The organism is Ectothiorhodospira sp. BSL-9 (assembly GCF_001632845.1).
Lineage (GTDB): Bacteria > Pseudomonadota > Gammaproteobacteria > Ectothiorhodospirales > Ectothiorhodospiraceae > Ectothiorhodospira.
Map to the genome: position 1 here is coordinate 1,109,525 of NZ_CP011994.1, position 24,672 is coordinate 1,134,196.

At 64.0% G+C, this 24,672-nt stretch carries 26 protein-coding genes and 1 pseudogene; 14 read left to right on the forward strand and 13 right to left on the reverse strand.

Annotated elements, in window-relative coordinates; all coding sequences use genetic code 11:
- Positions 1-10 precede the first annotated feature (10 nt).
- Together ECTOBSL9_RS05290 and ECTOBSL9_RS05295 are read right to left on the reverse strand one after the other, a co-directional pair.
- Positions 11-997, reverse strand: coding sequence for a DUF1028 domain-containing protein (locus ECTOBSL9_RS05290; RefSeq protein ID WP_063464190.1), 987 nt, complete (start codon positions 995-997; stop codon positions 11-13).
- A 35-nt stretch (positions 998-1,032) separates the two neighbouring features.
- The gene (locus tag ECTOBSL9_RS05295; RefSeq protein WP_371258999.1) at positions 1,033-2,523 is read right to left on the reverse strand and encodes a putative nucleotidyltransferase substrate binding domain-containing protein; all 1,491 of its coding nucleotides are present in this window, start codon (positions 2,521-2,523) and stop codon (positions 1,033-1,035) included.
- A gap of 54 nt (positions 2,524-2,577) precedes the next feature.
- Between ECTOBSL9_RS05295 and ECTOBSL9_RS05300 the strand changes: the two genes are divergently transcribed.
- Both ECTOBSL9_RS05300 and ECTOBSL9_RS05305 read left to right on the forward strand, forming a co-directional pair.
- On the forward strand, positions 2,578-3,306 hold the full coding sequence (locus ECTOBSL9_RS05300; RefSeq protein WP_063464192.1) for an AAA family ATPase: 729 nt from the start codon (positions 2,578-2,580) through the stop codon (positions 3,304-3,306).
- Positions 3,303-3,785, forward strand: a complete 483-nt coding sequence (locus tag ECTOBSL9_RS05305; RefSeq protein WP_240481061.1) for a F0F1 ATP synthase subunit epsilon — start codon at positions 3,303-3,305, stop codon at positions 3,783-3,785. Before ECTOBSL9_RS05300 ends, ECTOBSL9_RS05305 begins: the two co-directional genes overlap by 4 nt.
- A 9-nt stretch (positions 3,786-3,794) precedes the next feature.
- On the opposite strand, the gene ECTOBSL9_RS05310 is transcribed toward ECTOBSL9_RS05305, so the two are convergent.
- From ECTOBSL9_RS05310 to ECTOBSL9_RS05330, 5 genes are all read right to left on the reverse strand, one after another.
- Positions 3,795-4,760, reverse strand: a complete 966-nt coding sequence (locus tag ECTOBSL9_RS05310) for a succinylglutamate desuccinylase/aspartoacylase family protein (protein WP_063464193.1) — start codon at positions 4,758-4,760, stop codon at positions 3,795-3,797.
- A gap of 27 nt (positions 4,761-4,787) precedes the next feature.
- A complete protein-coding gene (locus ECTOBSL9_RS05315; RefSeq protein WP_063464194.1) occupies positions 4,788-5,291 on the reverse strand; it encodes a DinB family protein in 504 nt (167 codons plus the stop codon).
- 13 nt (positions 5,292-5,304) lie between these two features.
- Positions 5,305-5,694 (reverse strand): DUF3775 domain-containing protein, encoded by a 390-nt coding sequence (locus tag ECTOBSL9_RS05320; protein ID WP_063464195.1) that lies wholly within the window; start codon positions 5,692-5,694, stop codon positions 5,305-5,307.
- 93 nt (positions 5,695-5,787) lie between these two features.
- A complete protein-coding gene (locus ECTOBSL9_RS05325) occupies positions 5,788-6,114 on the reverse strand; it encodes a DUF2288 domain-containing protein (RefSeq protein ID WP_082829759.1) in 327 nt (108 codons plus the stop codon).
- Positions 6,111-6,506: a co-chaperone YbbN gene (locus ECTOBSL9_RS05330; RefSeq protein WP_063464196.1), complete on the reverse strand. Its 396-nt coding sequence runs from the start codon at positions 6,504-6,506 to the stop codon at positions 6,111-6,113. The genes ECTOBSL9_RS05325 and ECTOBSL9_RS05330 overlap by 4 nt, the downstream gene beginning before the upstream one ends.
- Positions 6,507-6,719: 213 nt before the next feature.
- On the opposite strand from ECTOBSL9_RS05330, the gene ECTOBSL9_RS05335 reads away from it, so the two are divergent.
- The 3 genes from ECTOBSL9_RS05335 to ECTOBSL9_RS05345 are packed head-to-tail and all read left to right on the forward strand — an operon-like array spanning position 6,720 to position 9,022.
- Entirely contained in the window at positions 6,720-7,055 is a 336-nt protein-coding gene (locus ECTOBSL9_RS05335; RefSeq protein WP_240481062.1) for a PepSY domain-containing protein, read from the forward strand.
- 3 nt (positions 7,056-7,058) lie between these two features.
- Complete coding sequence (locus ECTOBSL9_RS05340; protein ID WP_063464197.1) at positions 7,059-7,745, forward strand: response regulator transcription factor; 687 nt, start codon at positions 7,059-7,061, stop codon at positions 7,743-7,745.
- Entirely contained in the window at positions 7,742-9,022 is a 1,281-nt protein-coding gene (locus tag ECTOBSL9_RS05345) for an ATP-binding protein (protein WP_063464198.1), read from the forward strand. Before ECTOBSL9_RS05340 ends, ECTOBSL9_RS05345 begins: the two co-directional genes overlap by 4 nt.
- Before the next feature lie 4 nt (positions 9,023-9,026).
- Here ECTOBSL9_RS05345 and ECTOBSL9_RS05350 read toward each other — a convergent pair whose 3' ends face one another.
- The 3 genes from ECTOBSL9_RS05350 to ECTOBSL9_RS05360 are packed head-to-tail and all read right to left on the reverse strand — an operon-like array spanning position 9,027 to position 11,677.
- Positions 9,027-9,326 (reverse strand): hypothetical protein, encoded by a 300-nt coding sequence (locus tag ECTOBSL9_RS05350; RefSeq protein WP_063466025.1) that lies wholly within the window; start codon positions 9,324-9,326, stop codon positions 9,027-9,029.
- A 50-nt stretch (positions 9,327-9,376) separates the two neighbouring features.
- Positions 9,377-10,552 (reverse strand): alkaline phosphatase family protein, encoded by a 1,176-nt coding sequence (locus tag ECTOBSL9_RS05355; protein ID WP_063464199.1) that lies wholly within the window; start codon positions 10,550-10,552, stop codon positions 9,377-9,379.
- Between the two features lie 51 nt (positions 10,553-10,603).
- Positions 10,604-11,677 carry an alkene reductase gene (locus ECTOBSL9_RS05360; protein WP_063464200.1) on the reverse strand — a complete coding sequence of 358 codons (1,074 nt, stop codon included), beginning with the start codon at positions 11,675-11,677 and terminating at the stop codon, positions 10,604-10,606.
- Positions 11,678-11,857: 180 nt separating this feature from the next.
- On the opposite strand from ECTOBSL9_RS05360, the gene ECTOBSL9_RS05365 reads away from it, so the two are divergent.
- The 4 genes from ECTOBSL9_RS05365 (at position 11,858) to pufB (ending at position 15,334) form a co-directional block, all read left to right on the forward strand.
- Positions 11,858-13,006 (forward strand): FAD-dependent oxidoreductase, encoded by a 1,149-nt coding sequence (locus tag ECTOBSL9_RS05365; RefSeq protein ID WP_063464201.1) that lies wholly within the window; start codon positions 11,858-11,860, stop codon positions 13,004-13,006.
- A 35-nt stretch (positions 13,007-13,041) separates the two neighbouring features.
- Entirely contained in the window at positions 13,042-14,688 is a 1,647-nt protein-coding gene (locus tag ECTOBSL9_RS05370; protein WP_063466026.1) for an alpha/beta-hydrolase family protein, read from the forward strand.
- Positions 14,689-14,930: 242 nt separating this feature from the next.
- Positions 14,931-15,143, forward strand: coding sequence for a light-harvesting antenna LH1, alpha subunit (gene pufA, locus ECTOBSL9_RS05375; protein WP_063464202.1), 213 nt, complete (start codon positions 14,931-14,933; stop codon positions 15,141-15,143).
- A 50-nt stretch (positions 15,144-15,193) separates the two neighbouring features.
- Positions 15,194-15,334: a light-harvesting antenna LH1, beta subunit gene (pufB, locus tag ECTOBSL9_RS05380; protein ID WP_025280200.1), complete on the forward strand. Its 141-nt coding sequence runs from the start codon at positions 15,194-15,196 to the stop codon at positions 15,332-15,334.
- A 268-nt stretch (positions 15,335-15,602) separates the two neighbouring features.
- Here pufB and ECTOBSL9_RS05385 read toward each other — a convergent pair whose 3' ends face one another.
- Together ECTOBSL9_RS05385 and ECTOBSL9_RS05390 are read right to left on the reverse strand one after the other, a co-directional pair.
- Positions 15,603-16,514, reverse strand: coding sequence for a diguanylate cyclase (locus ECTOBSL9_RS05385; protein ID WP_063464203.1), 912 nt, complete (start codon positions 16,512-16,514; stop codon positions 15,603-15,605).
- Positions 16,507-18,840: a response regulator gene (locus ECTOBSL9_RS05390; protein ID WP_063464204.1), complete on the reverse strand. Its 2,334-nt coding sequence runs from the start codon at positions 18,838-18,840 to the stop codon at positions 16,507-16,509. The genes ECTOBSL9_RS05385 and ECTOBSL9_RS05390 overlap by 8 nt, the downstream gene beginning before the upstream one ends.
- Positions 18,841-19,059: 219 nt before the next feature.
- On the opposite strand from ECTOBSL9_RS05390, the gene ECTOBSL9_RS05395 reads away from it, so the two are divergent.
- The 3 genes from ECTOBSL9_RS05395 to cobJ are packed head-to-tail and all read left to right on the forward strand — an operon-like array spanning position 19,060 to position 21,178.
- Positions 19,060-19,692, forward strand: a complete 633-nt coding sequence (locus ECTOBSL9_RS05395) for a precorrin-8X methylmutase (protein WP_063464205.1) — start codon at positions 19,060-19,062, stop codon at positions 19,690-19,692.
- Positions 19,689-20,423, forward strand: coding sequence for a precorrin-2 C(20)-methyltransferase (locus ECTOBSL9_RS05400; protein ID WP_063464206.1), 735 nt, complete (start codon positions 19,689-19,691; stop codon positions 20,421-20,423). The genes ECTOBSL9_RS05395 and ECTOBSL9_RS05400 overlap by 4 nt, the downstream gene beginning before the upstream one ends.
- Entirely contained in the window at positions 20,420-21,178 is a 759-nt protein-coding gene (gene cobJ / locus ECTOBSL9_RS05405) for a precorrin-3B C(17)-methyltransferase (protein ID WP_063464207.1), read from the forward strand. The genes ECTOBSL9_RS05400 and cobJ overlap by 4 nt, the downstream gene beginning before the upstream one ends.
- A gap of 381 nt (positions 21,179-21,559) precedes the next feature.
- On the opposite strand, the pseudogene ECTOBSL9_RS05410 reads toward cobJ, so the two are convergent.
- Positions 21,560-22,303 (reverse strand): annotated as a pseudogene (locus ECTOBSL9_RS05410) (cobalt-precorrin-6A reductase); the annotation flags it as partial.
- Positions 22,304-22,545: 242 nt separating this feature from the next.
- Between ECTOBSL9_RS05410 and cbiE the strand changes: the two are divergent.
- Both cbiE and cobM read left to right on the forward strand, forming a co-directional pair.
- Positions 22,546-23,754 (forward strand): precorrin-6y C5,15-methyltransferase (decarboxylating) subunit CbiE, encoded by a 1,209-nt coding sequence (cbiE, locus tag ECTOBSL9_RS05415; RefSeq protein ID WP_240481063.1) that lies wholly within the window; start codon positions 22,546-22,548, stop codon positions 23,752-23,754.
- Positions 23,755-23,819: 65 nt separating this feature from the next.
- Entirely contained in the window at positions 23,820-24,584 is a 765-nt protein-coding gene (gene cobM, locus ECTOBSL9_RS05420) for a precorrin-4 C(11)-methyltransferase (protein WP_063464210.1), read from the forward strand.
- The last annotated feature ends 88 nt before the right edge of the window (positions 24,585-24,672 follow it).

Consider the following 24,672-nt stretch of genomic DNA (forward strand, 5'->3'; position numbering starts at 1 on the left):
CATCATCGGCTCAGCCGTTGGGCTCAAGCGCTTCGGCCACCTCTGATGCTTCCCTGAACTCCTCGGGGATCAGCGTGCGCAGCAGTTCAGGGTCGTGAGGCAGGAAGCGGTTGCGGGCCACCCGGGTGAGCAGCAGTGCCCAGTGGTCCGAGGCCTTGAAGAGGCCACGGAACAGGGGCCTCGCCTCTTCCAGATAACCCGCATTGACCATGGCCACCCCGCGCCAGAAAACCAGTTCCGCTTCTTCGGGGGCCAGTTCCTCGGCGCGCATGAAGGCCTTGATGGCCTGGTCATATTCGCCGTGCCGGAGGTGATGTCCGCCCCGGGTGTTGTGATCGTAGGCCTCCCAGAGGGTGATCAGGCGCCGTAATTCCTTGACCGGACTGGCGTGGTCCTCCACCCGCAGGTCCAGTAGCGTATCCTCCGCCGGGTCACCGGTGGCCCTGGCGTTCACCACGATCATGGCCGCCGAGCGTCGACCGCGCAGGTCGCCGCCATTGTTCTGTGCCGCCTCCAGGGCCGCCAGCATGCGGTGATGCAACTCCCCGGAAGCCGCCTCGAAGGCGCTGCCCATGGCATCCCAGGTGCCGTCCCTGAGCAGCATGTTGCCCAGACACACATAGCCATCGCCCAGACTGTGGCCCGCCTGGTCGATGCAGAGCTGGCCCGTGTGAGCGGCGGCATTGCCCTCGGTGTCCACCATGGCCGCCTGTCGAAAGTCCATGTGATGATCCCGGGCCAGCAGCCGTCGCAGGGCGTCCCCGGCACTGGAGCCCTCCCGCATCAGACGCAGGCCTTCGCTGCCGTAGATCAGCTTCGCAAAAGACTGGATGGTTCCGGCGCCCACGCCGGCCCTGGCAAAGGGGGCCACGCTGCCCACCGCAAAATGATGCGATTGCACCGCCACGCCCATCCGACCGGTATCCGGGTCCCGGGCGACGATGGAGTAGGTGGCCACCGGTGGGCCCGGTGGTGGCGTATGGCTGGCGCGTGGCATGGTCTATCCCTGGTGTCGGAAATTCCCTGGAGAACTCAGCGCAACAATCCCAGATTGAAGTGGCTGCCGATAAAGCGCTGAAACTTGGCCACATCCTCGAAGGCGATGCGCAGCTTGCCCTGTTCCATCTGGCTGAGTTCGTCCAGCATCACGGTATTGCCAGGTGTCTGCCTCTTTTCGATGGCTCGCACCTGGCCGCGCAGACGCATGAGCACCAGGAAGTCGAAGCTCTCTTCGATATCACCGGCCTGGTCCTTGGCCAGTACCCCCTTGCGTACCAGGGCCTGCAGGCGCTGATGGGTACCACCATCCAGCGCGCGGGCCTCCAGGGCCAGGGCCTTGATGCCATCGGTAAGGGCGAAGATGCCACCCTTCTTGAGATCCACCTGGCCCCGTCCGGCACCCTGAACGCCGGTCTTGATCTTGCCTCGCCAACCCAGTGGGGGCGCGAAACGCAGCATGTTCTCGGCCATGCGCATGAGGAACAGCTTGTTCTCGTCCAGACGCTTGTAGATGTGCTGCTTGAGCTGCATCTCCAGGGACTGATCCCCGTGCAGGGTGCGGATATCCGTGAACATGCTGGCGTTGGGGATGTTCTCCGGGCTGGGCGTGATGAGCCAGCGGTCCAGCTCCTTGAGCCATTCGGAGCGGCTGCGCCGCCAGGCCTTGTTCTTGGCCATGATGCCGCCGGGGCAGGGGGGCACGCCGATACTGATGAGATGATCGATGAGGGTGTGGGAGAAGGCCTCGATCTCGCGGATCTCGTCCTCGTCCAGGTCATCGGCATAGAGAATGGCATTGTCCTGGTCGGTGGAGAGGGTCTGTTCACAGCGCCCTTCGCTCCCCATCACCACGAAGGCATAGCCACGGGAGAGGTTGGGAAACTGCTCCTTCTTCACCAGAGTCACCAGGCGCAGCAGGATCTGATCGTTCAGGTTGGCGATCAGTTTGACCATGTCGCGGACCGGTGTGGTGGTGCCGCTCAGGTGCACGACCAGGTCCTGGATGCGGGTGTGCAGGGCGCTGAGGTCCTCGATGCTGCGCGCCCGTTCGATGTCCCTGACCAGTTGATGTGGGGAATGGCTTTGCATGCGCAGAATATCCGTGTCGGTGATGATGCCGTTGAGGGCCCCCTCCGAGTCCACCACCACCAGCCGGTGGATCCCCTGGTTGGACATGCGGTAGAGCGCCTCATACAGCACATCATGTTCGCCAATCGTGGTCAGCGGGCTGTTCATCACATCCTGAACCAGGAACGAACCGGGCGCCTTGTCCGAGGGCACCACCTTATTGCGCAGGTCCCGGTCGGTGACGATGCCGATGGGGGCGCCCCCCTCATCGCAGACCACCACGCTGGATATATTCTTATCCCTCATGGTTTTTACCACATCAACGAGGTTTTCGCCCGGCTGGCAGGTCACCACCTGTCGCTGGCAGATTTGATGCACGGGACGGAAGTAGGGGACCTCATCATGCATGAGCGCGTCGGATCCTTTTGCAGCTGGCATTGGCAGTGGGTTATTCATTGTGAGCAGGCACACGTTGTACCATGAATCCTCGGACAAGGCCGAAGGTGGTGCATGCGCGACGTCAACGAACTCTTACAGCGTTATATTCGTACCCAGGCAAGGGATATTGATCCCGACCGGGGGAGGGGTGCAAAAACGCCGCCCCTGGTCGCTGTTTCCCGGGATTATGGCGCGGGTGGCGAGCAGGTGGCCAGACTGCTGGCCGAGCGGTTGCAGGTGGAATTTTTTGACGAGGAACTGCTGGATCGGGTGGCCAAGCACGCCGAGCAGGATCGCAATCTACTCCGGGAACTGGACGAGAAGGTTTCTGCCTGGAAAAGTACCTGGGTGTACTCCGTGCTGTCCGGCGACGCCTATTTTCTCACCACCTACCGGCGGGCCCTGGTGGATGTCCTGTTGGCCATCAGCCCCAAGGGTGGGGTCATCGTGGGCCGGGGGGCGCATATCTTCCTGCGGGATCGGGGAGCCTTTCGGGTTCGCATTGCCGGCTCCCCCAGGCATTGTGCCGTGCGCGTGGCCCTGGATGAGGGTCTGCCCGAGGCCGAGGCCCGGGAGAAGGTGGAGACCATCAATCATCAGCGCGAACAGTTTCTCTGGAACATGGTGCAGCGGCGCACCAACGACTTTCACCAATTCGACCTGGTGATCAACACCGACAAGCTTCATGACTGGGACAAGGTGGTCAATTTGATTCTCAATGCCATGACGGACGCGGGCATCAAGGTGCCGACGCAACCCACCAGTGGTGCGGTTAAGGGCAAGGGCAGGAGACGTGTGTGACCGTTAGAGAGCAATCCGTACCATTGACGGCGACCATGGATCTGGAGATTGTCAGTGCCGAGGCAGCATTGTTCAGTGGCTCCGTGCACAAGGTCTGCCTGACGGGCAGCGGTGGCGAATTGGGGATTTTCCCCGGACACTCGGCACTGCTCACGCCCATTGTCCCCGGCGTGGTGCGTTACCTGCCTGAGGGGAAGACCGAGGAGGATCTGCTGTACATCTCTGGCGGCATGCTGGAGATCCAGCCCCATCGGGTGATCGTGCTGGCGGATACGGCCCTGCGCAGCGACGAGATCGACGAGCAGGCGGCCCTGGAGGCCAAGCGCGAGGCCGAGGAGATCATGCAGGAGAGTGTGCTGTTCACCGACCGGGATGCGGCCCATGCGGCGTTCCTGCGTGCGATGGCGCAGCTCAAGGTCCTGGACGGGGTGCGGCGAAAGAACAAAAAGAACGGGCGATCATCCAGGGGCACGGAGTGACCCTCGCCCTCAGAAGCGGTCGCTGATCTCCGCCCGGTAAAACCACTCATTGCCCGGCAGGGCGTTGGGGTTGGGGAAGACGATGAAACCGTCACTGGGGGCCAACACGGGCTCGCCGGTATGCCGGTAACCGATCTCGTCACCCGCCTGAATCGGGTCAAAGCTTCCCCAGGCTCGCGTGAAACGGTCTTCCGGGTGATCCCGATCGATCACCTCCACCAGTTGCAGGACTTCCACATCCTGACGGGGCGTGGGGGCAGGCAGATCCAGCAATTGCAGGTGCGCCAGGGTGTTGACGATGGCCTGGTAGGCCACCTCCGGTGCGTTCGGGTCGTCATGCTGTCCACACTCCAGGGTCACCGCATAGCCCCCATGGGCCCGCATGAATTCGGTGGTGCCGATGCCGTAACCGGGGTCGGTGCTCAGCATCTGAGCCCGCAGGCTGGCGTTGGGGTTACGCAGGCGCCGCGCCACGCCCCGGGCGTAGGTATCCAGCCAGCCCTCCACCATGCGGCGCACCCCCAGGCAGCGGGCCAGGGCCTGTTCCGCTTCGGCCTGCTGGAAATATTCCAGCTCGGAGTCATTGTTACGCGGGCCCAGCATCACGAAGGGTTCGCCGCCGGTATGGAAGGAATGCAGGTCCAGCAGCACGTCATGGGCCTGGAGCACCGGCCCCAGGCTGTTGGCGATGCGGTCCTCGAAGTCCTCCGGGGCATCCGTGAGACGAAAGTTGCGGTTCAGGTTGCGCTCGCCGTTGCGCTGCTCCAATTGCCATGCCAGGGGGTTGGCGATGGGCACGAAGGTCAGCGTGCCCCGGGCCAGCTCCCGCTCCCCCGCATCCAGTTCCTGCATGATCCGGTGGATGGCTTGCGTGCCACAGGTCTCGTTGCCGTGTACGGCCCCGAGCACAATGAGACGAGGGCCGGTTTCCAGACCGTGATAGGTGATGGATTTCAGGGCGGTGGGCTGTTTCATGGTTCGGGCCTCACGGGCGGGGTGGGATCAATCGGCGATGCCGGGCATGGCCAGCATGTCCAGCGGGACCAGATCCACGTCCGACTGTTCCAGCAGTGCCATGATCTGCCCTCGCTGAGCGGACTGCCGATGCAGCAGGTTGAGCAGGCACTCCCCCAGCACCAGCGTGCACTCCCGGGGTTCATGATCCAGGGTAAAGGTGATCTTCTTGTCCAGGTTGGGGTAGGCCAGGCTCTGGACGAAGTTCATGATCTCGCTGTCCGTGCGCATGCGCTCGGCGCGCAGCAGACCGTATTCGGTATACAGCACCTGATCCGGGGAACGGTAAACATAGGGTTTGTCCAGCATCCGCCCCAGCCAGATACGATCCTGGAGCAGCATCTGGTTGAAGAGGCCATGAATCGATCCCTGTGTACCAAACCATTCTGTCTTGCGCACTTCGTCCTGCAGGGCATCGCAGTGCTCCAGCAGTTGGGCGTGGGCCCAGCGGCTGTAGCGGGCCTGAAGTCGCAGGGAATAGAGGACGTCCATCAGGGCCTTCCGATCAGTCGTCTTCGCATGAGTGGCCGAGCATGGCCAGGCCCTCGGCCAGATAGTCGGCTCCCATGGGTGTGGCCAGCAGGTAGTCGGCGGTGCGTGGGGTCCAGTTGGACTTGGCCTCTTCCAGGGCCAGATCCCACTCGTCCTCACTGTAGTCGCCGCGCCCCAGCCACATCAAGGCCACCATATTCGCCTGGAGCTCGGGCTCCAGTTCCTCCACGGTGTTCTTGAGTTCCAGGTAAACCACGTTGTCGGCGTGTTCCTCCAGGGCCTCGTCGATCCAGGTCTCGTTCTGGTGATCCGGTTCATCGGGCAGCATCACGTCTTCCTGGGCGTGAAACTCCCTGACGTGGCTGATGAACCAGCACACCAGGTTCGGACTGATCTGCAACATGGGTGTTTCCCCCTGACGACGTGTTAACCCGGGATGATAACGGATCATGTCGGCCACCGCATGGGCGTCATCCCGTCGATCCTGTGGCGCGGGTCACATCTCCCGCACCAGCACCCAGGGGGCGACCACCACCGCCTCGAATCGGGGTTTGCGCGCCTCCCAGTCCTTGGCGTGATCCACATCGGCGCGGGCCAGCAGGCCCCGGGTGAGCATATCCTCCACGCGTGGTTTGTCGTCCTGCACCAGGTGAACGGCGGCATCCAGCAGGGGCAATTCTTCGGCCACATGCAGGACCACGCCACGGGCAAAATGCGGCTGCAGTTCCGGCCAGGTGATCGGGCCCTTCTCGGGTTCCAGCAGCTGGCGGATCTCCTGCGGGGTTCTGGCCTGGGCGGTTTGGGGTTGCGTTGGCTGGGTCACTGGGCCTCCACGAAGTCACGGATGGTTTTCTCGTCCTTGGCCCCCATCATCACTTTCTCGATCCGACCCTCCTGAACCCGCATCAGGGTAGGAGTACCCATGACCTTGAAGCGCCGTGCCACATCGGGTCGCTTGCTGACATCCACGTCGATGATATCGAAGCGATCATCCATCAAGGGTTTCAGGATCGGCGCAACCTGCTTGCACATGCCGCAGCGGGGGCTGTGGAAATAGAAGATCAGGCGGGGCTGTGCCTTCTGGGCCTCGCTGAGCAGATCGGTCATGTCCGGTGCAATGCGACCCTGCATGCCCTTGGAACGGTACAGGAACGCGAACTGCCCCAGCAGGAACAACACAATGAGACTGATGATGATCCAGGCGGTGGAATCCATGGGAAGGGTCCTGATTCAGGTGTTGAGGGTCACCGGGTTCAGCCGGCATTCAGCACGGCGGGCTTATACATGAGCATGGGGGCCCACGGATCGGTTGCCGATCGGGCTGTCGCGAATATGGTGCCACAGACCATCCCCAAGAGGAGAGCTTCGACTGATGGAACAAGGGCCGATTGATGACCCTCTTGTCCGCGTACTGGTAGACTGGAGACCATGAACAACCCCATCCCTCATTCGCTGTCTGGCAAGGTCACCCCGGTGGTTGGGGGACTGTGCCTGCTGTGCCTGGCGATGTGGGGTGGGGTGCAGGCCGGCACCGCGGTGCCCTATTCGGGTGCCGGTGCCGGCCACGCCCTGCAGGTGGCCCAGAATGGCCCCGTCACCCTGGACGAGGCAGTGGCCCAGGTGCAGGAGCAGACCGGGGGGCGGGTGCTGTCCGCCGAGACCCAGGAGCACGAGGGCCGGCTGGTGCATCGCATCCGTGTGTTGATCGAGGATCAGCGGGTGCGACACATCCTGGTGGACGCGGCCACGGGGGAATGGCAATAGGTCATGCGCGTGGTGGTCATCGAGGATGAGCCGTCCCTGCTGGCACAGCTGCGCCATCGCCTGGAGCACGAGGGCTGGATGGTGGATACCAGCAGCGATGGCCGGGATGGCCTGTACCAGTTGATGGAATACCCCGCCGATGTGGCCGTGGTGGACCTGGGTCTGCCCGAATTGCCGGGGCTGGAAGTCATCCGCCGTGCCCGGGCCCAGGGGAGACGCCTGCCCATCCTCATCCTCACCGCCCGCGGGCAGTGGCAGGAAAAGGTACAGGGGCTTGAGGCCGGTGCGGACGATTATCTGGTGAAACCCTTTCACATGGAGGAGTTGGTGGCCCGGCTCAAGGCCCTGGCCCGTCGGGCGGTGGGCAGCACCGATGGCTGTCTCACCCTCGGGCCGCTGGTGCTGGATACCCATGCCCAGCAGGTCTCCATGGAAGGTGATGCCGTGGCCCTCACCACCTTTGAGTACCGCCTGCTGGAACACCTGGCCCGACACCCCGGGCAGGTGCTGTCCAAGCAGGCCCTCACCGATTACCTCTATCCCCATGACGAGGATCGGGACAGCAATGTGCTGGAGGTGCTCATCGGGCGCCTGCGGCGCAAGCTGGACCCACAAGGTCGTCATACCCCCATCGAGACCCTGCGCGGCCGGGGCTACCGTCTGACGCTGCGGCCCGACGAGGGCGCATGAATTCCCTCACCCTGCGCGTGGGCCTGATTGCCACGTTGGTGGTGGCGGTCTTCGCTGGCCTCACCGCCCTGGCCCTGGAGCGGGCCTTTCGTGACAGTGCCACCCATGCTCTGCAGGAGCGCCTGCAGGCTCAGTTGTTCATGCTCATGGGAACCGTGGAGGTGGATGCGGGCGGTGCCGTGAGCATGCCGGAACGGCTGCCGGATGCGCGTCTCACCCTACCGGATTCGGGGCTGCAGGCCCATGTCACCGATGCCCGCGGGCGCATCCTCTGGCGCTCTCCGTCAGCGCTGGGCCTGCCCATGGGTGTCGGCGCGGAAGATCGATTCCTTGCCCGCATGACCGTGGACTGGGAGACCCCGGGCGGGCTGGTGCCGCTGACCTTCACGGTGATGGAGGATCGATCGGGACTCGAGGCGCAGTTGAGCGAGTACCGGCGCAGTCTGTGGGGCTGGCTCGCTGTCCTGGCGGTGCTGTTGCTGGCTGCCCAGTCCCTGGCCCTTTATCTGGGGCTGATGCCCTTGCGCCGGGTGGCCCGGGAGTTGCGGGCCATGGAGCAGGGCGATCAGGGTCAGATCACCGGCCATTACCCGGCGGAACTCAAGCCCCTCACCGATAACCTCAACACCCTCATCCAGCAGGAGCGCGCCCAGCTGGTCCGGTACCGGGACGGGCTGGCCGATCTGGCCCACAGCCTCAAGACCCCGCTGGCGGTGTTGCGCGGCAGCCTGGAGCAGCGGTCCGATACCGACAGCCGACAGGCGCTGGAACAACTGGAGCGGATGGACCGCATCGTGGCCTATCAGTTACAGCGCGCCGCCACTTCGGGGCTCAGCGCCCTGGCAACGCCGCTGGACGTGGCACCGGTGATGCAGCGCCTGGCGGACACCCTGAACAAGGTCTACCGGGACAAGGGGGTGGCGTTTTCCATGCAGGTGCAGCCAGGCAGCCATTTTCGTGGCAATGAAGGGGATCTGATGGAGTTGCTGGGCAACCTCCTGGATAACGCCTGGAAGTTCTCTCGCCATCGCGTGAGGGCCTTGGTGGAGCACCGGGGGCGGGTGCTTGAGATCCGCGTGGAGGATGATGGCCCGGGCATCCCCGCCGACCGGGTGCCGGCCATTCTGGCCCGTGGGGGTCGGCTGGATGAGGGGGTGCCCGGGCAGGGCATCGGCCTTGCGGTGGTCAGCGAGATCGTCACGGCCTATGGGGGTGATCTGCTGGTTGAGGACTCGGAACTGGGTGGGGCGGCGCTGGTGATTCGTCTCCCGGGTTGACGGGTCAGGCGCGACCCACGTTGAGGTCAGTGGGGGAGTGGAAGTAGTCACTGTCCCGGGCGTACTGTTCCAGGTCCTTGAGCAGTTGGGCCAGGCGTTCCTCGGCGGTACTGATGGCGGCGCATTCCTCGCAGAGGGGGTCACCGCAGGGCTGACGGGTATACAGCCAGTAGTGTACTGCGCCGGCCAGCATGCCGTCGGCAATCTCCCACAGGTCGGCCTGGGGATCCTTTTCGGTGAGGGTGTTGGCCAGTTCCACGGTCTGGCTGGCGGCGCTGTCGAACAGGGTGGGGGCTTCTTTCATGGCGGTGTCCTGTTCCATGTGTGTGGGCAGCCCATGATAACACGCCCGTTTCAACACACCGTGCGGGCCAGGGGGATATAGAGCTCCCGCGGATCCAGCCCGCCGTGCACGCCCACCATGTCATGGGGATTCTGTCCCGGGATGCGGTCGTGGATGATCCAGCCGGGGTGCATCAGCAATGCATAGTCGCCGATGCGGGCCTCCAGTTCCGGGTGGGGCTCGCCCGGGCCGAACCAGCCCTGGTCCAGCAGCGCACGGCTGGGCAGCAAGGTGCAGGCATGACCCAGTTCCGCTTCAACGCGCTGCTGGAACACCTCGTGATAGCCGTGGCGCACATAGGCCCAGGCCACCCGGGGCTCGCCGCACAGGGGCAGGGCCAGGCAACGGCTGATCTCGGGGTAGGCGCTCAGATCCAGTCGCTGGAGGACGTCCACCATGCCATGATCGGCGGTGACCACCAGCAGGGTATCGGTGCCCGCCAGGCGTCGGGCGAGGCGCGCCAGCGCCTCATCCACCCGGGCCAGCTGGTCCCGCGTCTGGGGCGAATCCGGTCCATGATGATGGCCCAGCGTGTCCAGTTCAGACCAGTAGGCATAGACATAACGGGCCCCGGCACGCCCGCGGATGGCGGTATCCACCCGGTTGACCATGTCCTCCAGGCGCTTGAAGGGCAGCAGGCTGGCCTTGCCCAGGTGGAGCTTGTTGTAGGGGGTGCGGGCGATCTTTTCCGGGGCCGCCATGGCCGTCGGGCCCGGGATGCGATCGAAGAGGGTTCGGTGACCCAGGATCCCCTTGAGGTCGAGGTTCACACGATCATAGCCGACGCCGCCATGGCGGGGGGTGCCCGGTAGCACGGCCAGCACGGAGCCCAGCTCCCGAAAATGCACATACCAGCCACTCAGTCCATGCTGGGCTGGCGCGTCGCCGGTGAGCACGGTGGTTACACCGGTGGCCGTGGTGGTGGGGAACACCGAGTGAATGGCCCCCCGGCGATGGGTGTTCAGAAAGGGTGCCGGCTGACTCTTGAGGAACTCATCGCCCAGACCGTCCACCACCACCAGGACCACGTGCCGGTGGCTCGATACTTCGTCGGGGGGCAGGAGTCGAAGCGGGGGTAAGGACGGAGGTGTTCCGCCCAATCCGGTGATGAGCGAACTCATCAGGTTGGCCAGACTGCCGCCCTGATAATCGGGGGGTGAGGGAAGGTCGCGCTGAGCGGATGACATCGGTGAATGTTAACGCCCCCACGGCGGGGGCGTCACGCAGGGTCTGGCGGTTTATTCGTCCAACCCCGGATAGTCCACATACCCCTGGGGGCCGGATGAGTAGAACGTGTCCTTGTCCGCCTCGGCCAGGGGCGCGTTGCGGCGGAACCGCTCGGGCAGATCCGGGTTGGCAATGAAGGGTGTGCCGTAAACGGCCGCATCCGCGCGCCCCGACTGGATGAGCGCTTCGCCGCTCTCCCGGGTGAGGCCGCCGCCTACCAGATAGGCATCGCCGCGGAAACGGGGCTTGAGCAGGCCGTGGTAGTCCACCTCGGTGCCGAACAGGGCCACGTGCAGGTAGGCCAGCCGGTAATCCCCCAGCTGATCCACCAGGTAGCCATAGGTCTCCTGGGGGTTGTCGTCGTGGATGTCGTTAAAGCCCATCTCCGGGGCGATCTTGATGCCGATGTAATCGCCGCTGCGCACGGAGGTCATGGCCTCCAGCAACTCCAGGATGAAACGGGCCCGGTTCTCCACGCTGCCACCGTAATCGTCGGTACGCTGATTGGTGCTTGAGCACAGGAACTGTTCCGGCAGATAACCGGAGGCTGCATGCAGCTCCACGCCATCGAAGCCCGCCTGGAAGGCCATGGCGGTGGCGATGCGATAGTCCTCGATGATTTCCTCGATCTCGTCCACCTCAAGTGCCCGGGGTGTGACGTGCGGCTTGAGGCCCTCGGCGGTGTAGGATTGCCCCTCGGGGCGCACCGCCGAGGCGGACACCGGCGTGGCCCCCTCGGGCAGGAACGAAGGGTCGGAAATGCGCCCGGCATGCATCAACTGCAGCACGATGGAGCCGCCCGCGGCATGGACCGCCTCGGTCACCTTGCCCCAGGCGTCCACCTGCTCCTCGGTGTAGATGCCGGGGGTGCGGATATAGCCCTTGCCCATGGGGCAGGGCCAGGTGCCCTCACTGATGATCAGCCCCGCCCCGGCGCGCTGGGCGTAGTACTGGGCCATCAACTCCGTGGGCATGCCGTCATCATCGGCCCGGGAGCGGGTCATGGGGGCCATGACGATGCGGTTCTTCAGATCCAGGGCGCCAGCATACAGTCGGGAAAACAGATCGATGTCTTTCTTGGGCATGATGCCTTCCTGCCAGGATGGGGTTGATCACTCGGGGATGAAATCCAAGCGGGAAGTCTAGCAGGATTCGGCGGGGGGGCATGCACCCCGAGGGGCTGGGCTGGAAGCCCTGGCGCCCGTGTGCCTGGGATGGGGGAAGGGTCTATCATGGGGGTCCACCCATCCACGCAAGGGATCACCATGGCAGGCACTCTCATCCTGGGTACCGGGTTGGCCGGTTACAACGTGGCGCGGGAATTTCGCAAACACGACACATCCACGCCGCTCACCCTGATCACGCAGGATGACGGCGATTACTACACCAAGCCCATGCTGTCCAATGCCCTGACCCAGGGCAGGACCGCTGAGTCTCTGGTGCAGCAGTCGGCGCAGGACATGGCACGGGAGCTGGACGCGGATATCCGGGCACGCACCACGGTGGCCTCCCTGGACACCCAGGCGCGCAAGCTGCGCCTGGAATCGGGTGAATCACTGGAATTTGACAGTCTGGTGCTGGCTGTGGGGGCCAGCCCCATCGAGTTCTCCTACGAGGGTGACGGGGCAGGGGACATCATGACCGTGAATTCCCTGGCGGATTACGCCCGTTTCCGGGGGGCCCTGGAGGGCGTCGACCGGGTGGCCCTCATTGGTCCGGGATTGATCGGCTGTGAGTTTGCCAACGATATCTCTGGCAGCGGGCGCCGGGTGGAGGTGATCGGGCCGGATGCCTGTCCCCTGGGTCGGCTGGTGCCCGAAGCGGCGGGCCGCGCCCTGCAGCGGGGGCTGGAGCAATCGGGCATCAGCTTTCACCTGGAGACGGTGGTGACCCGGGTCGATCGTGAGGGTGAGGGTTATTGCCTGCACCTGAAGAACGGCGACAGGGTCCGGGCAGGAGCCGTGCTCTCTGCCATCGGACTGCGCCCGCGCACGGCTCTGGCCGAGGCGGCGGGACTGGAGGTGAACCGCGGGATCGTGGTGGATCGTCACCTGACCACCTCCGTGGAGGGGATCCATGCCCTGGGGGATTGTGCCGAGGTGGAGGGGCAGGTTCTGCCCTATGTGATGCCCATCATGCAGGCAGCTCCCGCCCTGGGTCGCACCCTGGCGGGACAGCCCACGGCGGTGTCCTATCCGGCGATGCCGGTTCGGGTGAAGACCCCAAGCCACCCGGTGGTGGTCTCGCCGGTCTCGCCGGATGCCCGGGGACAATGGTCGGTGGAAGAGGTCGGGGAGGGGGTCAAGGCCCTGTTCCATGACGAGCAGGGCAAATTGCTGGGCTTTGCACTCACCGGTCGGGAAGCCACCCGCGAGCATCAGGCGCTCACCCGGCAGTTGCCTTCGATTCTGTAAAATCTCCACCACACGATCTTTAAGGTATGGGTTTCATGGGTGTGTATGCCAATCGACTGGCCCGGTTGTGGCGCCAGTTCTCTGTGGTGGGCCTGCTGGTGGGCACGCTGTTCTTCGCCTTCTCGCTCACCCCCAGTCTGGTGCCCCGTCCCTTTCTGGTTCAGGGGCTGATCTCCGGTTTGTCCTTCACCGCCGGTTACGCGGTGGGTTTCTTTGGTCGCTGGCTGTGGTCCTACGTGGAACTGCCGGTGCCCGGCCCGCGGGTGGATTGGGTCATCAAGATACTGGCCACGGTGATCTGTTCGGTGGTGGCGGTGACCTTCCTATGGCAGGCGGGGGAGTGGCAGAACGCCCTGCGGGCGCTCATGGAGATGGAAGAGGCCGGGGGCGTGCAGCCGGTGAGCGTGGGCCTGATGACCCTGGTGGTGTTCGTGATGCTGCTCACGCTGGCCAGATTGTTCAAGCATACCTTCCGCTTCCTGGCGCTATGGCTGGGGCGCTATATCCCTCAGCACGTTTCCAATGTGGTGGGTGTGCTGGTGGCCGCCGCCCTGTTCTGGTCGGTCATCGATGGCGTGATCTTCTCTCTGGCCCTGAGGGCCGCCGATAACTCGTATCAGCAGGTGGATGCCCTGATCGAGGATGAACTGACCCGGCCCACGGATCCCCTCAAGGCAGGCAGCGTGGATTCCTATGTGGACTGGCGCGATCTGGGGCGTCAGGGTCGCAATTTTGTTTCATCCGGGCCCAGGGCGTCGGATCTAAGGGAATTCTTTGGCGAAAACACCTTGGAGCCCATCCGTATCTACGTGGGCCTGAACGCCGCAGAGACGGCAGAAGAGCGGGCCGATCTGGCCCTGAGGGAACTCAAGCGGGTCAATGCCTTCGAGCGTTCCGTCCTTTTGCTGGTGACGCCCACGGGTACCGGATGGGTGGACCCCGCTGCGCTGAACCCGGTGGAGTATCTGCACCGGGGGGATATCGCTACGGTCACGGCCCAGTATTCCTATCTGCCCAGCGCCCTGTCACTGATGGTGGAAGGTGAATACGGGGCCGAGATGGCCCGGGCCCTGTTCGAGAAGGTGTATGGGCACTGGTCGAGCCTGCCCGCCGATGAACGCCCCCGGCTTTACCTTCACGGCCTGAGCCTGGGAGCCCTCAATTCGGATCGTTCCTTCGATATCTACGATGTGATCCAGGATCCTTTCCATGGCGCCCTGTGGAGCGGCCCCCCATTTCGCAGCGAGACCTGGCGCAAGGCCACCCGGGAGCGTGACCCGGGCACGCCGGCCTGGCTGCCCAGCTTCCGCGATGGTGACGTGGTGCGATTCATGAACCAGCATCAGGGGCTTGATCGCTACGACGGCGAGTGGGGTGCGTTCCGCATCGCCTACCTGCAGCATGCCAGTGACCCCATCACCTTTTTCGACCCGGAGAGCTTCTATCGGGAACCCGAATGGATACGGGAACCCCGTGGACCGGATGTGTCGCCGGATCTGCGCTGGTACCCCATCGTGACCATGCTGCAACTGGCAGCGGACATGGCGGCCGGGTCAACGCCTGCGGGCTACGGTCACACCTTCTCGGCGAGCGACTACATCGACGCCTGGCGTGTGCTGACCGAACCGGAGGGGTGGAGTGCATCGGATATCGAGCGTTTGCGGGCCCTGTTCAGCGACTGAAAATCGAGTCTGCCGGGTCGCCCTGTTGACGTGGCTCAAGCTTTTGGGAGTCTTGCGGGAGAGTTGGGCTTGTCCGTGTATCGGTGCCTTGACATCCCCCTGTGTCCTCGTAGACTTACACCCCAACGCCAGCCCGGTGGCGCAGCGCAAACGGGCTTGGTGAGACCAAGTTTGAGTAGTTGTGGCGAGTGCAATGACCCGGATCTCGCACGAGGTCCGGAAAAACCAAGAGGACTAAAGAAATGAGCGAATACAGACCGAGCAAGCCGAGCAACCCCAGAGACGACTGGAAGCTGTGGCTGGTGGTGAACCCCGGCACTTGGCTGATGCCCATCCTGATGACCGTCCTGGTCGTGGCCTTGGTCGTTCACGCTTTCGTGTACAGCAACGACAGCTACAACCCGCTGACCTTTGATGCGTCTGCGGAAGTTGCTGCCGAAGAAGCTGCTGAGTAAGCGATTCCTTCGCTCACTCAAGCCATCGACCAAGTTAGAGGATTACGATCATGTATGACAACAGCATCTCCGGTCTGACCGAAGAACAGGCCAAGGAATTCCACGAGCAGTTCAAGACCACCTTCACCGTGTTCATGGTGCTGGCTGCTGCTGCTCACTTCCTGGTGTTCCTGTGGAGACCTTTCTACTAAGGTCTGCTACGCCGCTTCCACGAAGCAGCGGTGCAGGTAGAGGAGTGGCTGATTCGCCCATCAACGATCGACTGTGACTTTTGCAGAGGCCAGTTGATCGGCGGCGAATCAGGCTCCTCTACCGTTCCCAGAGGACTTGATACCGAGTTTGACTAAAATGCTCGGGTATTGCAACCCCCCCTCAGTACCGAATCCCCAACACGCCTCCCCGGCGTGATGTCTGGCCCCGCCTTTCCCTCCTGATGTGCAGTCCCCTCCCCCGGGTACTCTACTGGTCTGACTGGACTCCGACCTGATTTCGCCCCGAGGCCTTGGCCTTGTAGAGGGCTTCATCGGCAAGGCTGACGAGTTTCCCAGGGTCTCCCTCATGGAGCTTTGGCCGTGCCGAGGCCACACCCAGGCTCACCGTCAGATGTGCGTGAGTGTTTGAGGCCGCATGCGGAATGCCACGCTCTAGAACAGCTGCCTGAATCCTTTGGGCCACCGTCAACACACCCTCAAGCTCGGTACCGGGCAGGACACACACAAATTCCTCCCCGCCGTAGCGAGCCACCAGATCCGTGGTGCGCGGCAGGGTCTCGCTCAGCGTCCGGGCCACCGTCTTCAGGGCATCATCGCCCGCCACGTGGCCGTAGTGGTCGTTGAAGGGCTTGAAGTGATCAATGTCCAGCAGGATGAGCCCGATGCACCCGCCGGTGCGACTGGCGTGATTCCACTCCTGCATGAGTACATCATCGAACTGGCGTCGGTTGGCGATGCCGGTGAGACCGTCGATGCGGGACAAGCGTGCCAGCGTGTCTCGCTGGCGCTTGAGCTCGATATGGTTGCGCACACGCGCTTCGACAATGGCGGGGTGAAAGGGCTTGGTGATGTAGTCCACGGCGCCCAGTTCCAGGCCCTTGCGCTCTTCCTCCTGCTGATCCTTGGCCGTGACAAAGATCACCGGGATATCCTGGGTGGTTTCCAGCGCGCTCAGGCGCCGACAGACCTCATAGCCGTCCATGCCCTCCATCTTGATATCCAGCAGAATCAGGCCGGGTCGCAGCGACTCGGCCCGTCTCAGGGCCTGCTCGCCATTGATGGCCACACTCACCTGATAATGCCGGTTGAGGATGTTATGCAGCAGTTGCAGGTTCATGCGGTTGTCATCCACCACCAGAATCCTGGGCCTTTCATCCATGCCTGTTGCCTTCCACCTGATCGAGCAGTGGTGCCAGGACCTGTGAAGCCTGCTCGAATTCAAAGTCCTCCAGGAGTTCGGCCACCTGGTCCAGCACGGCTGATTCCTCAGGCAACGCCATGTCCTGCAACTGTGTCACCAGGTCCGATGCATCGGGACTGCAGGCCTCGAGCTGTGTGGCCAGGGTCCGCAAGTGTGCGACGGGGGATCGCCTCGGGGTGTCTGCGTCATGGGGGGTGCGCTTCACGGCCTGTTCATCCGCAGCCTTGGGAAGCCACTGCGCCAGCACCTGGTGCATCTGCGCCGGATCGATGGGCTTGGCAATGAAGTCATTCATGCCGCTGGCCAGGCAGCGTTCCCGGTCCTCGGCCATGGTATGGGCGGTCATGGCGATAACGGGCAGCTTATCCAGGGCCTTCTGACCACGGATCTGGCGGGTGGTCTCGTAACCGTCCAGTACCGGCATCTGTATGTCCATCAGTATCAGGTCGAAAACCGATTGCGACAATTGCTTCAGGGCCTGTTCGCCATTGTCTGCCAGAGTCACGGTCAGACCCATGCGCGTCAATAGCGCCTGAGCCACCTCCTGGTTGAGCGGGGTATCCTCCACCAATAATACCCGACCGACAAGGCGCGCCCGGGCATGGGGTGGCTGGGTTAAGCGGGCTGCTGGCAAAGCGGCCTTGGGAAGTGTCAGGTCAAACCAGAATTCACTGCCCTTGCCCGGCTGACTTTGCAACTGGATCTGCCCGCCCATGAGCCGGGTCAGGTGCTGCGAGATGGACAGCCCCAGGCCGGTGCCGCCAAAGCGGCGGGTGGTGGAGGCATCCGCCTGGGAGAAGGGCTTGAACAGCCGCGCCTGCTGATCCGGCGTGATGCCGATCCCGGAGTCACGCACTGCAAAGCGCAGGCATACGGCTTCGCGGTCTTCCCTCAGCAGATCCACGCAGAGGCGCACATATCCCTCGGGGGTGAACTTGACCGCATTGGCCACCAGGTTGGACAGGATCTGGCCAAGGCGCAGGGGGTCGCCCATGAGCAGGCGGGGGACATTCGAGGGGCACACGACCGTCAGTTCCAGGCCCTGGCTCTCCGCTGTCACGGCGAAGCCCGAGACCACATTGTCCAGCGCGGCGGACAGGTCAAATCGGGTTCGCTCCAGCTCCACCCGGTTGGCCTCCACCTTGGACAGGTCAAGGATGTCATTGAGCAGGCCCAGCAGGTTGTTGGCAGACCCTTGCAGCTTGCTCAGGTAATCCCTTTGTTGTTCGGTGAGGCCCGTCTGGGCGAGCAGATGACCCATGCCCGTGATGGCATTCATGGGGGTTCGAATTTCGTGGCTCATGTTGGCCAGGAAACGACTCTTGGCCAGGGTGGCGGCTTCGGCGGCGTCCTTGGCCTCGCGCAGGGTGCGCTCCACTTCCCGACGGGCAAAGGCCCCGGAAAGGATCTGGGCGATGGTCTTGAGCAGGCCAATCTCGTTCTCGCTCCAGGTGTAGCTGCGATCCACGATATCCAGCCCGCAGAATCCGGTCAGGGTCTCGTCGTTGAACAGGGGCAGGGCCAGCAGGGAGCAGATGTCCTGGGACTGGAGCAACGCCCGTTCTGCGGCGCCCTCATCGGGGATGGCTGACACATCCGGCAGATGCAGGCAGCGGGTGTGGCGCAGTTGTGCCATGAACCAGGGCGACTCTGAGGTCGATAAGTTGATCAATTGCTGGATCTGGGGTGTCACACCTTCGGCGCACCATTCATGGGTGTTACTCATGAGCGCGCCTTCGTCCCTGACCTGGAACACATAAGCGCGACTGGCCTGGAAAAACCGGCCCATGCTGGCCAGGGCATCATCCACGGCCACGTCCACTCCGTCGTCTGTGGCGCTGACGAATCGGGCAGAGATATCCGAGACCATCGCCTCGAATCGCAATTGCCGTCGCAGGCTGGCCTCGGCCTGTTTGCGATCATCGATCCGGTTCCAGACCGCGTGGAGCAGGTCCTCACCGTCGTGCTGAATCCGGGTGAGCAGGACCTCCATCCAGGTGTTGCGACCGGCACGGGTCCGGTGCACCCATTCAAAACGGTGTGAGCCATGGGCCGCGGCGGTGGCATTCATCTCACGGGCCTTCTCCAGGGAGTCACGCCCGTCCGGCTGGGTGGGAGGGGAAAACAGGCCAGGGCTCAGGTTCAGTAAATCCGAACGGTCGTCGTAGTCCAGCATCTGCACGGCCGCCTGATTGCAATCCACGATCAGGTCATTGGCGATCAGCAGCATGCCGTTGGCGCTATGCTCGAACAAGGCTGGAATGAGTGCCTGATGGAGTTTCACTGAATCCCTGCACCTTTCTGTTTATCAGCCGGGGAGCCACCGCGGCGTTTGTTCGTGAGTTTAGTTTCACGGTAGCAGTTGCGTTACATCAAGACGACCCGGGGTGCGAGGGGCGGGATGAGCGGCAGGTTCGGTGTTGGATGATTGCCCCTGGCGGTTGGACTCGCTAAGCTTGTCGCCCCGCTTTCGCCCACTGCGGCGCCGTCCGCATTCGAATCCATGCCCCATACCTACGACTATATCAAGGATGGCCAGGCCATCTACGCCAAGTCCTTCGCCACCATCCGTTCCGAGGCACGCCTCGATCGGTTCAATACCGAGGAGGCCCGGGTGGTGGTGCGTGTCATCCATGCCTGCGGGATGGTGGACGTGGCTGAAGAGGTGATCTTCTCGTCTCACGCCGCCCGCGCCGGACGCGAGGCCCTGCTGGCAGGCAAGCCCATTCTGTGTGACAGCCAGATGGTGGCGCATGGGATTACCCGCGCGCGGCTGCCGGCGGATAACCCGATCCTGTGTACCCTGAATGATCCCAAGGTGCCGGAGCTGGCACGCCAGATCGGCAATACCCGATCTGCCGCCGCCCTGGATCTTTGGGGGGAGCACATGGACGGGGCCGTGGTGGCCATCGGCAATGCCCCGACGGCACTGTTCCGTCTGCTGGAGTTGATCGACGCGGGCGCGCCGCGCCCGGCCCTGGTGATCGGTATGGCAGTGGGGTTCGTGGGGGCGGCAGAGTCCAAGGATGCCCTGGCGGCCTATCCGGGGCTGGAGTCGGTGATCGTGCGGGGCCGTCTGGGGGGCAGTGCCATGGCCGTGGCTGCGGTGAATGCCCTGGCCAGTGAGCAGGAATGATGTCGACCGGCACCCTGTACGGCATCGGTCTGGGCCCCGGTGACCCGGAGCTGATCACCCTCAAGGCCCTGCGCCTGCTTCAGGCGTCACCGGTGGTGGCGGCCTTCTCCAAGGCCGGGCGCACCGGCAATGCCTGGACCATCGCCACGCCCCATCTGCGGGAAGACCAGACCCGTCTGCGCCTGGAGTATCCCTTCACCCTGGAAGTGTCGGTGACCGACCCCCGTTATCACCAGGAGATGGGGGTGTTTTACGAGGAGTGCGCGGCCCGATTGGCGGAACATCTGGAGGCGGGCCGTGATGTGGCGGTGATCTGTGAGGGGGATCCTTTCTTCTATGGCTCGTACATGTATCTTCATGACCGTCTGGTGGGGCGTTTCCCGGTGCAGGTGGTCCCGGGCATCACGGGCATGAGTGCCTGCTGGACGCAGGCCAATACGCCGATCACTCATGGGGATGATGTGCTGACGGTATTGCCCGGTACGCTCCCGGAGGACACTCTGGTGGAGCGTCTGGCCCATACGGATGCCGCCGTGTTCATGAAGGTGGGCCGTAATCTGCCGCGGGTTCGCTCGGCGCTGGCTCGGGCGGGGATGCTGGAGCGGGCCTTGCTGGTGGAGCGGGGTTCCATGGAGGGGGAACGGGTGCAGCGGCTGGCGGAGCGCGCCGAGGATGAGCCGGCACCTTATTTCACCATTGTGCTGGTTCCCGGCAGGCAGGGGGTGCGATGAGCGGTCGTGTGGATATCATCGGTCTGGGGCCGGGCGCTGAGGATTTGCGTTGCCCCCGGGCTGCCCGGGCTCTGGAGCAGGCCACGGATCTGGTGGGTTATGTGCCTTATGTGGAGCGCGTGGCCGCGGATAGGGGGCAGCGTGTCCATGGTTCGGACAATCGCGAGGAGATCATGCGGGCGCGTCTGGCGCTGGAGCTGGCGGAGCAGGGTCGTCGGGTGGCGGTGGTGTCGTCCGGTGATGGGGGTGTCTTCGGTATGGCAGCGGCGGTGTTCGAGGCCATGGATCATGGTGAGCCGCATTGGCGGGATCTGGATGTGCAGGTGTATCCGGGGGTGTCGGCGGTACTGGCGGCGGCGGCGCGTCTGGGTGCGCCGTTCGGGAATGATTTTTGTGTGATTTCCTTGTCGGATAATCTCAAGCCCTGGGGGGTGATCCTGAACCGTGTGGAGGCGGCGGCTCAGGTGGGGTTTGCGATGGCATTTTACAATCCGATTTCGAAGGCCCGGCCCTGGCAGTTGGGGGAGGTGCTGGATCGGCTGCGGGTGCATTTGCCGGCATCGGTGCCGGTGATGTTTGCCCGTGCGGTGAGTCGCCCGGAGGAGCATGTGGAGTTCACGACCTTGGGCGATGCCCGTCCGGAGCAGGCGGATATGCGAACGCTGGTGATCGTGGGCAATGCGGAGACGCGGGTGATTGAACGTGCCGGGCGTGATCCCTGGGTGTATACGCCTCGGAGTGTGGGTGGGGGCTGAGGTGTTTGGGCTGGTTGGCTTCGTTCAGGTGCCTGGGTTTTGCTTCGGTGGTGGTTCCCCTCACCGAGGCTGTGTTCCTTGCGGCGGGATGCCGTGAATACCTCCCTGTAGGCTTGGCCATCGCATCCATGCGATGAACACCCGTCTCCAGGAACCCGCCCCCGCCGAGGGGATTCAGCTGTTGTGGCTTCGTTCGGGTGCCTGGGTTTTGCTTCGGTGGTGGTTCCCCTCATCGAGGCCGCGTTCCTTGCGGCGGCACGCCGTGAATACTTCCCTGTAGGCTTGGCCATCGCATCCATGCGATGAACACCCACCTTCAGGAACCCGCCCCCGCTGAGGGGATTCGGCTGTTGTGGCTTCGCTCTTCGCGCTGAATTGATGTAGCCATTCCAGTGCTGCCTGGGGGGTGTCTGCCTCGTGGGTGGCCTTGGGCAGGGGGGGGCGCTCCACCATGATCACTTCTACGCCGCATTGACGGGCGGCCTGCAGCTTGGCCTGGGTGGCATTGCCGCCGGAATTCTTGGTGACCAGGGTGTCGATGTGGTGTTCGCGTAGCAGGGTCAGTTCATCTTCCAGTTGGAAGGGGCCCCGTTGGGTGAGGCACAGGCATTGGGGCGGGCGGGTTTCGGGGAGTTCGACGCTGCGGGTGATGTAGTGGTGCTGGGGGGCCTGGCAGAAGGCGGCCAGTTCCAGTTGGCCGATGGTGAGCAGCACCCGTTTTGGGGTGTCGCCCAGGGCCTGGGCGGCGGCGGCCATGTGGGGCACGCTGCGCCAGTGATCCTCGCGCTCGGGATTCCATGCCGGACGGCGCAGGGCCAGGAGTTGGCAACCGGCTTGATCCGCTGCGGCGGCTGCGTTGGCGGAGATTTGGGCTGCGAAGGGGTGGGTGGCGTCGATGATGATGTGGGTGCCTTCGGTGCGCAGCCATTCCACCAGGCCTGGAACGCCTCCGAAGCCGCCGGTGCGGCAGCGCAGGTTGGGCAGGCGGGGCTTGCGGGTGCGGCCTGCGACGGAGTAGACCGGGTCGAAGCGCGTGTCGTCTTCCAGGGCCCTGGCCAGTTCCATGGCTTCGCCGGTGCCACCGAGGATGAGGAGTTTGAGGGGAGGGCTGATGTCTGCGGGCATGGGAGGCGACGGGTTTCAGGGGATGGCTGTTGATGGTACTGCACCTTACTGAACGTGTCCGGGATGTTCCATCGTCGTTGGCCTCCGCGCCCCTCATCCCCGGCACGAGCCCCAGTTTATGGCACACTTGGAACGATCTTCCCGCGACCGCATCGCCCATGATGGATTCTCCTACTACCCAACCTTTCCCATCCCGCCCCTGGCTGCACCTGATTGGCCTCGGAGAGGAGGGTGTCGACGGTTTGACACCCACCGCTCAGGCCCTGGTGCGTTCCGCCGAGCTTGTGGTGGGTGGCCGGCGCCATCTGAAGCTGGCCTCTTCGTTGATTCAGGGCCGGGCGCTGCCCTGGGCATCGCCTCTGGCGGATTCGCTGCCTGAACTCATGGCCCATCGGGGGCGCCCGGTGGCGGTGCTGGCCTCGGGAGATCCCTTTTTCTTTGGCGTGGGCAGCACCTTGCGTCCGCATGTGGAGCCGGGCGAATGGCTGTGTTTGCCGCATCCTTCCAGTGTGGCGCTGGCGGCGTCCCGGCTGGGTTGGTCGCAGCAGGAATGTGCGGTGATCTCCCTGACGGGGCGGCCCCTGGAGAGCCTGCGTCCGGCCTTGCAGCCGGGTGGCCGGGTTTTCGTGCTCAGTGCCGATGCGACGACGCCCTTTCAGGTGGCCCGGGCACTGGTGGATTGGGGCTTCGGGGAGAGCATCGTGACCGTCCTGGAGGCCCTGGGCGGTCCTCATGAACGCCAGCGATCGTCGGTGGCCCATCGCTTCGATCTGGATGACGTCAACCCGTTGAACCTTCTGGCCATTCAGGTGGTGGCGGGGCCGGAGGCCCGGGTGTTGCCGCGGTCACCGGGTTTGCCCGATGACTGGTTCGAGCACGATGGTCAGATCACCAAGCGCGAGGTGCGCGCCGTGACCCTGTCCAGCCTGCGACCCCGGGCGGGTGAGCGACTCTGGGATGTGGGATGTGGCTCGGGGTCGGTGTCCATTGAATGGCTTTTGGCGCATCCCTCCACCCAGGCCATTGCCCTGGAGAGTCATGAGGATCGTGCGGCCCGGGCTGCCCGCAATGCGGCATCGCTGGGGGTGCCTCGTCTGGAGTTCAAGGTAGGACGGGCTCCGGCCGTGCTGGAGGGTTTGCCGACGCCGGATGCCGTCTTTCTGGGTGGAGGGGCGCGGGACCCGGAGGTGATCGAGCGTTGCTGGGAGGCATTGCGGCCTGGTGGGCGGCTGGTGGCCAATGTGGTGGTGCTGGAGACGGAGCAGGTGATTCAGGCTGCGTGGCAGCGCCTGGGCGGCAGTCTCACCCGGCTCTCTGTGGAGCGTCTGGATACCGTCGGTGGACTGCATGCCTTCCGGCCGGCCATGTCGGTGGTGCAGTGGGTGGTGGACAAGCCGGTTTCGGGTGCCGCCCCCGGCCCCGATGAGGGGATTGGGCTGTTGTCGCGCTGATCTTGTATGGTGTGTTGCTCGACCGATCATCTTCACTGTCATTCGGATCTTCACAGGATTAACCCATGACTGTTCATTTCATCGGCGCCGGGCCCGGTGCCGCCGACCTGATCACCTTGCGTGCGGCGCGTTTGCTGGGCGAGTGCCCGGTGTGTCTGTATGCGGGTTCCATCGTCCCCCAGGAGGTGCTGGAGCATTGTCCGGCAGGGGCGCGTCTGGTGGATACCGCGCCGCTGGATCTGGATGCCATTGAGGCGGAGTATGTGCGTGCCTTCAAGGCGGGGGAGGATGTGGCGCGGCTGCATTCCGGTGATCTCTCGGTATATAGCGCTGTGGCGGAGCAAATGCGGCGTCTCGAGCGTCTGGGCATTCCGTACACCCTCACCCCCGGTGTGCCGGCCTTTGGTGCGGCGGCCGCCGTGCTGGGTCGGGAGTTGACGGTGCCGGAGGTGAGTCAGAGCCTGGTGATCACCCGGGTGTCGGGGCGGGCTTCGAAGATGCCGCCGGATGAGACCCTGGAGAATTTTGCCCGTACCCAAGCCACGCTGGCGATTCATCTGGCGATTCATCGTCTGGAGGAGGTGGTGGAGCGCCTGGAACCGTTTTATGGGGCGGATTGTCCGGCAGCGGTGGTGGCCCGCGCCACCTGGCCGGATCAGGTGGTGGTGCGTGGCACCCTGGGGGATCTGGTGGAGATGATGCGGGCCTCGCCAGTGGAGCGCACGGGGTTGATCCTGGTGGGGCAGGCCCTGGGGAGTCGGGATTTCCGGGAGAGCGCCCTTTATGACCCGGGCTATCGACGTCGCTATCGGTCCGGGGGGGCTGGATAGGTTGGATGCCCGCCGTCCCCTCATCCCCAGCCCTTCTCCCCAGAGGGGAGAAGGGAGCCGACCCTGACATTCCGGCGTGTTCTCCCTT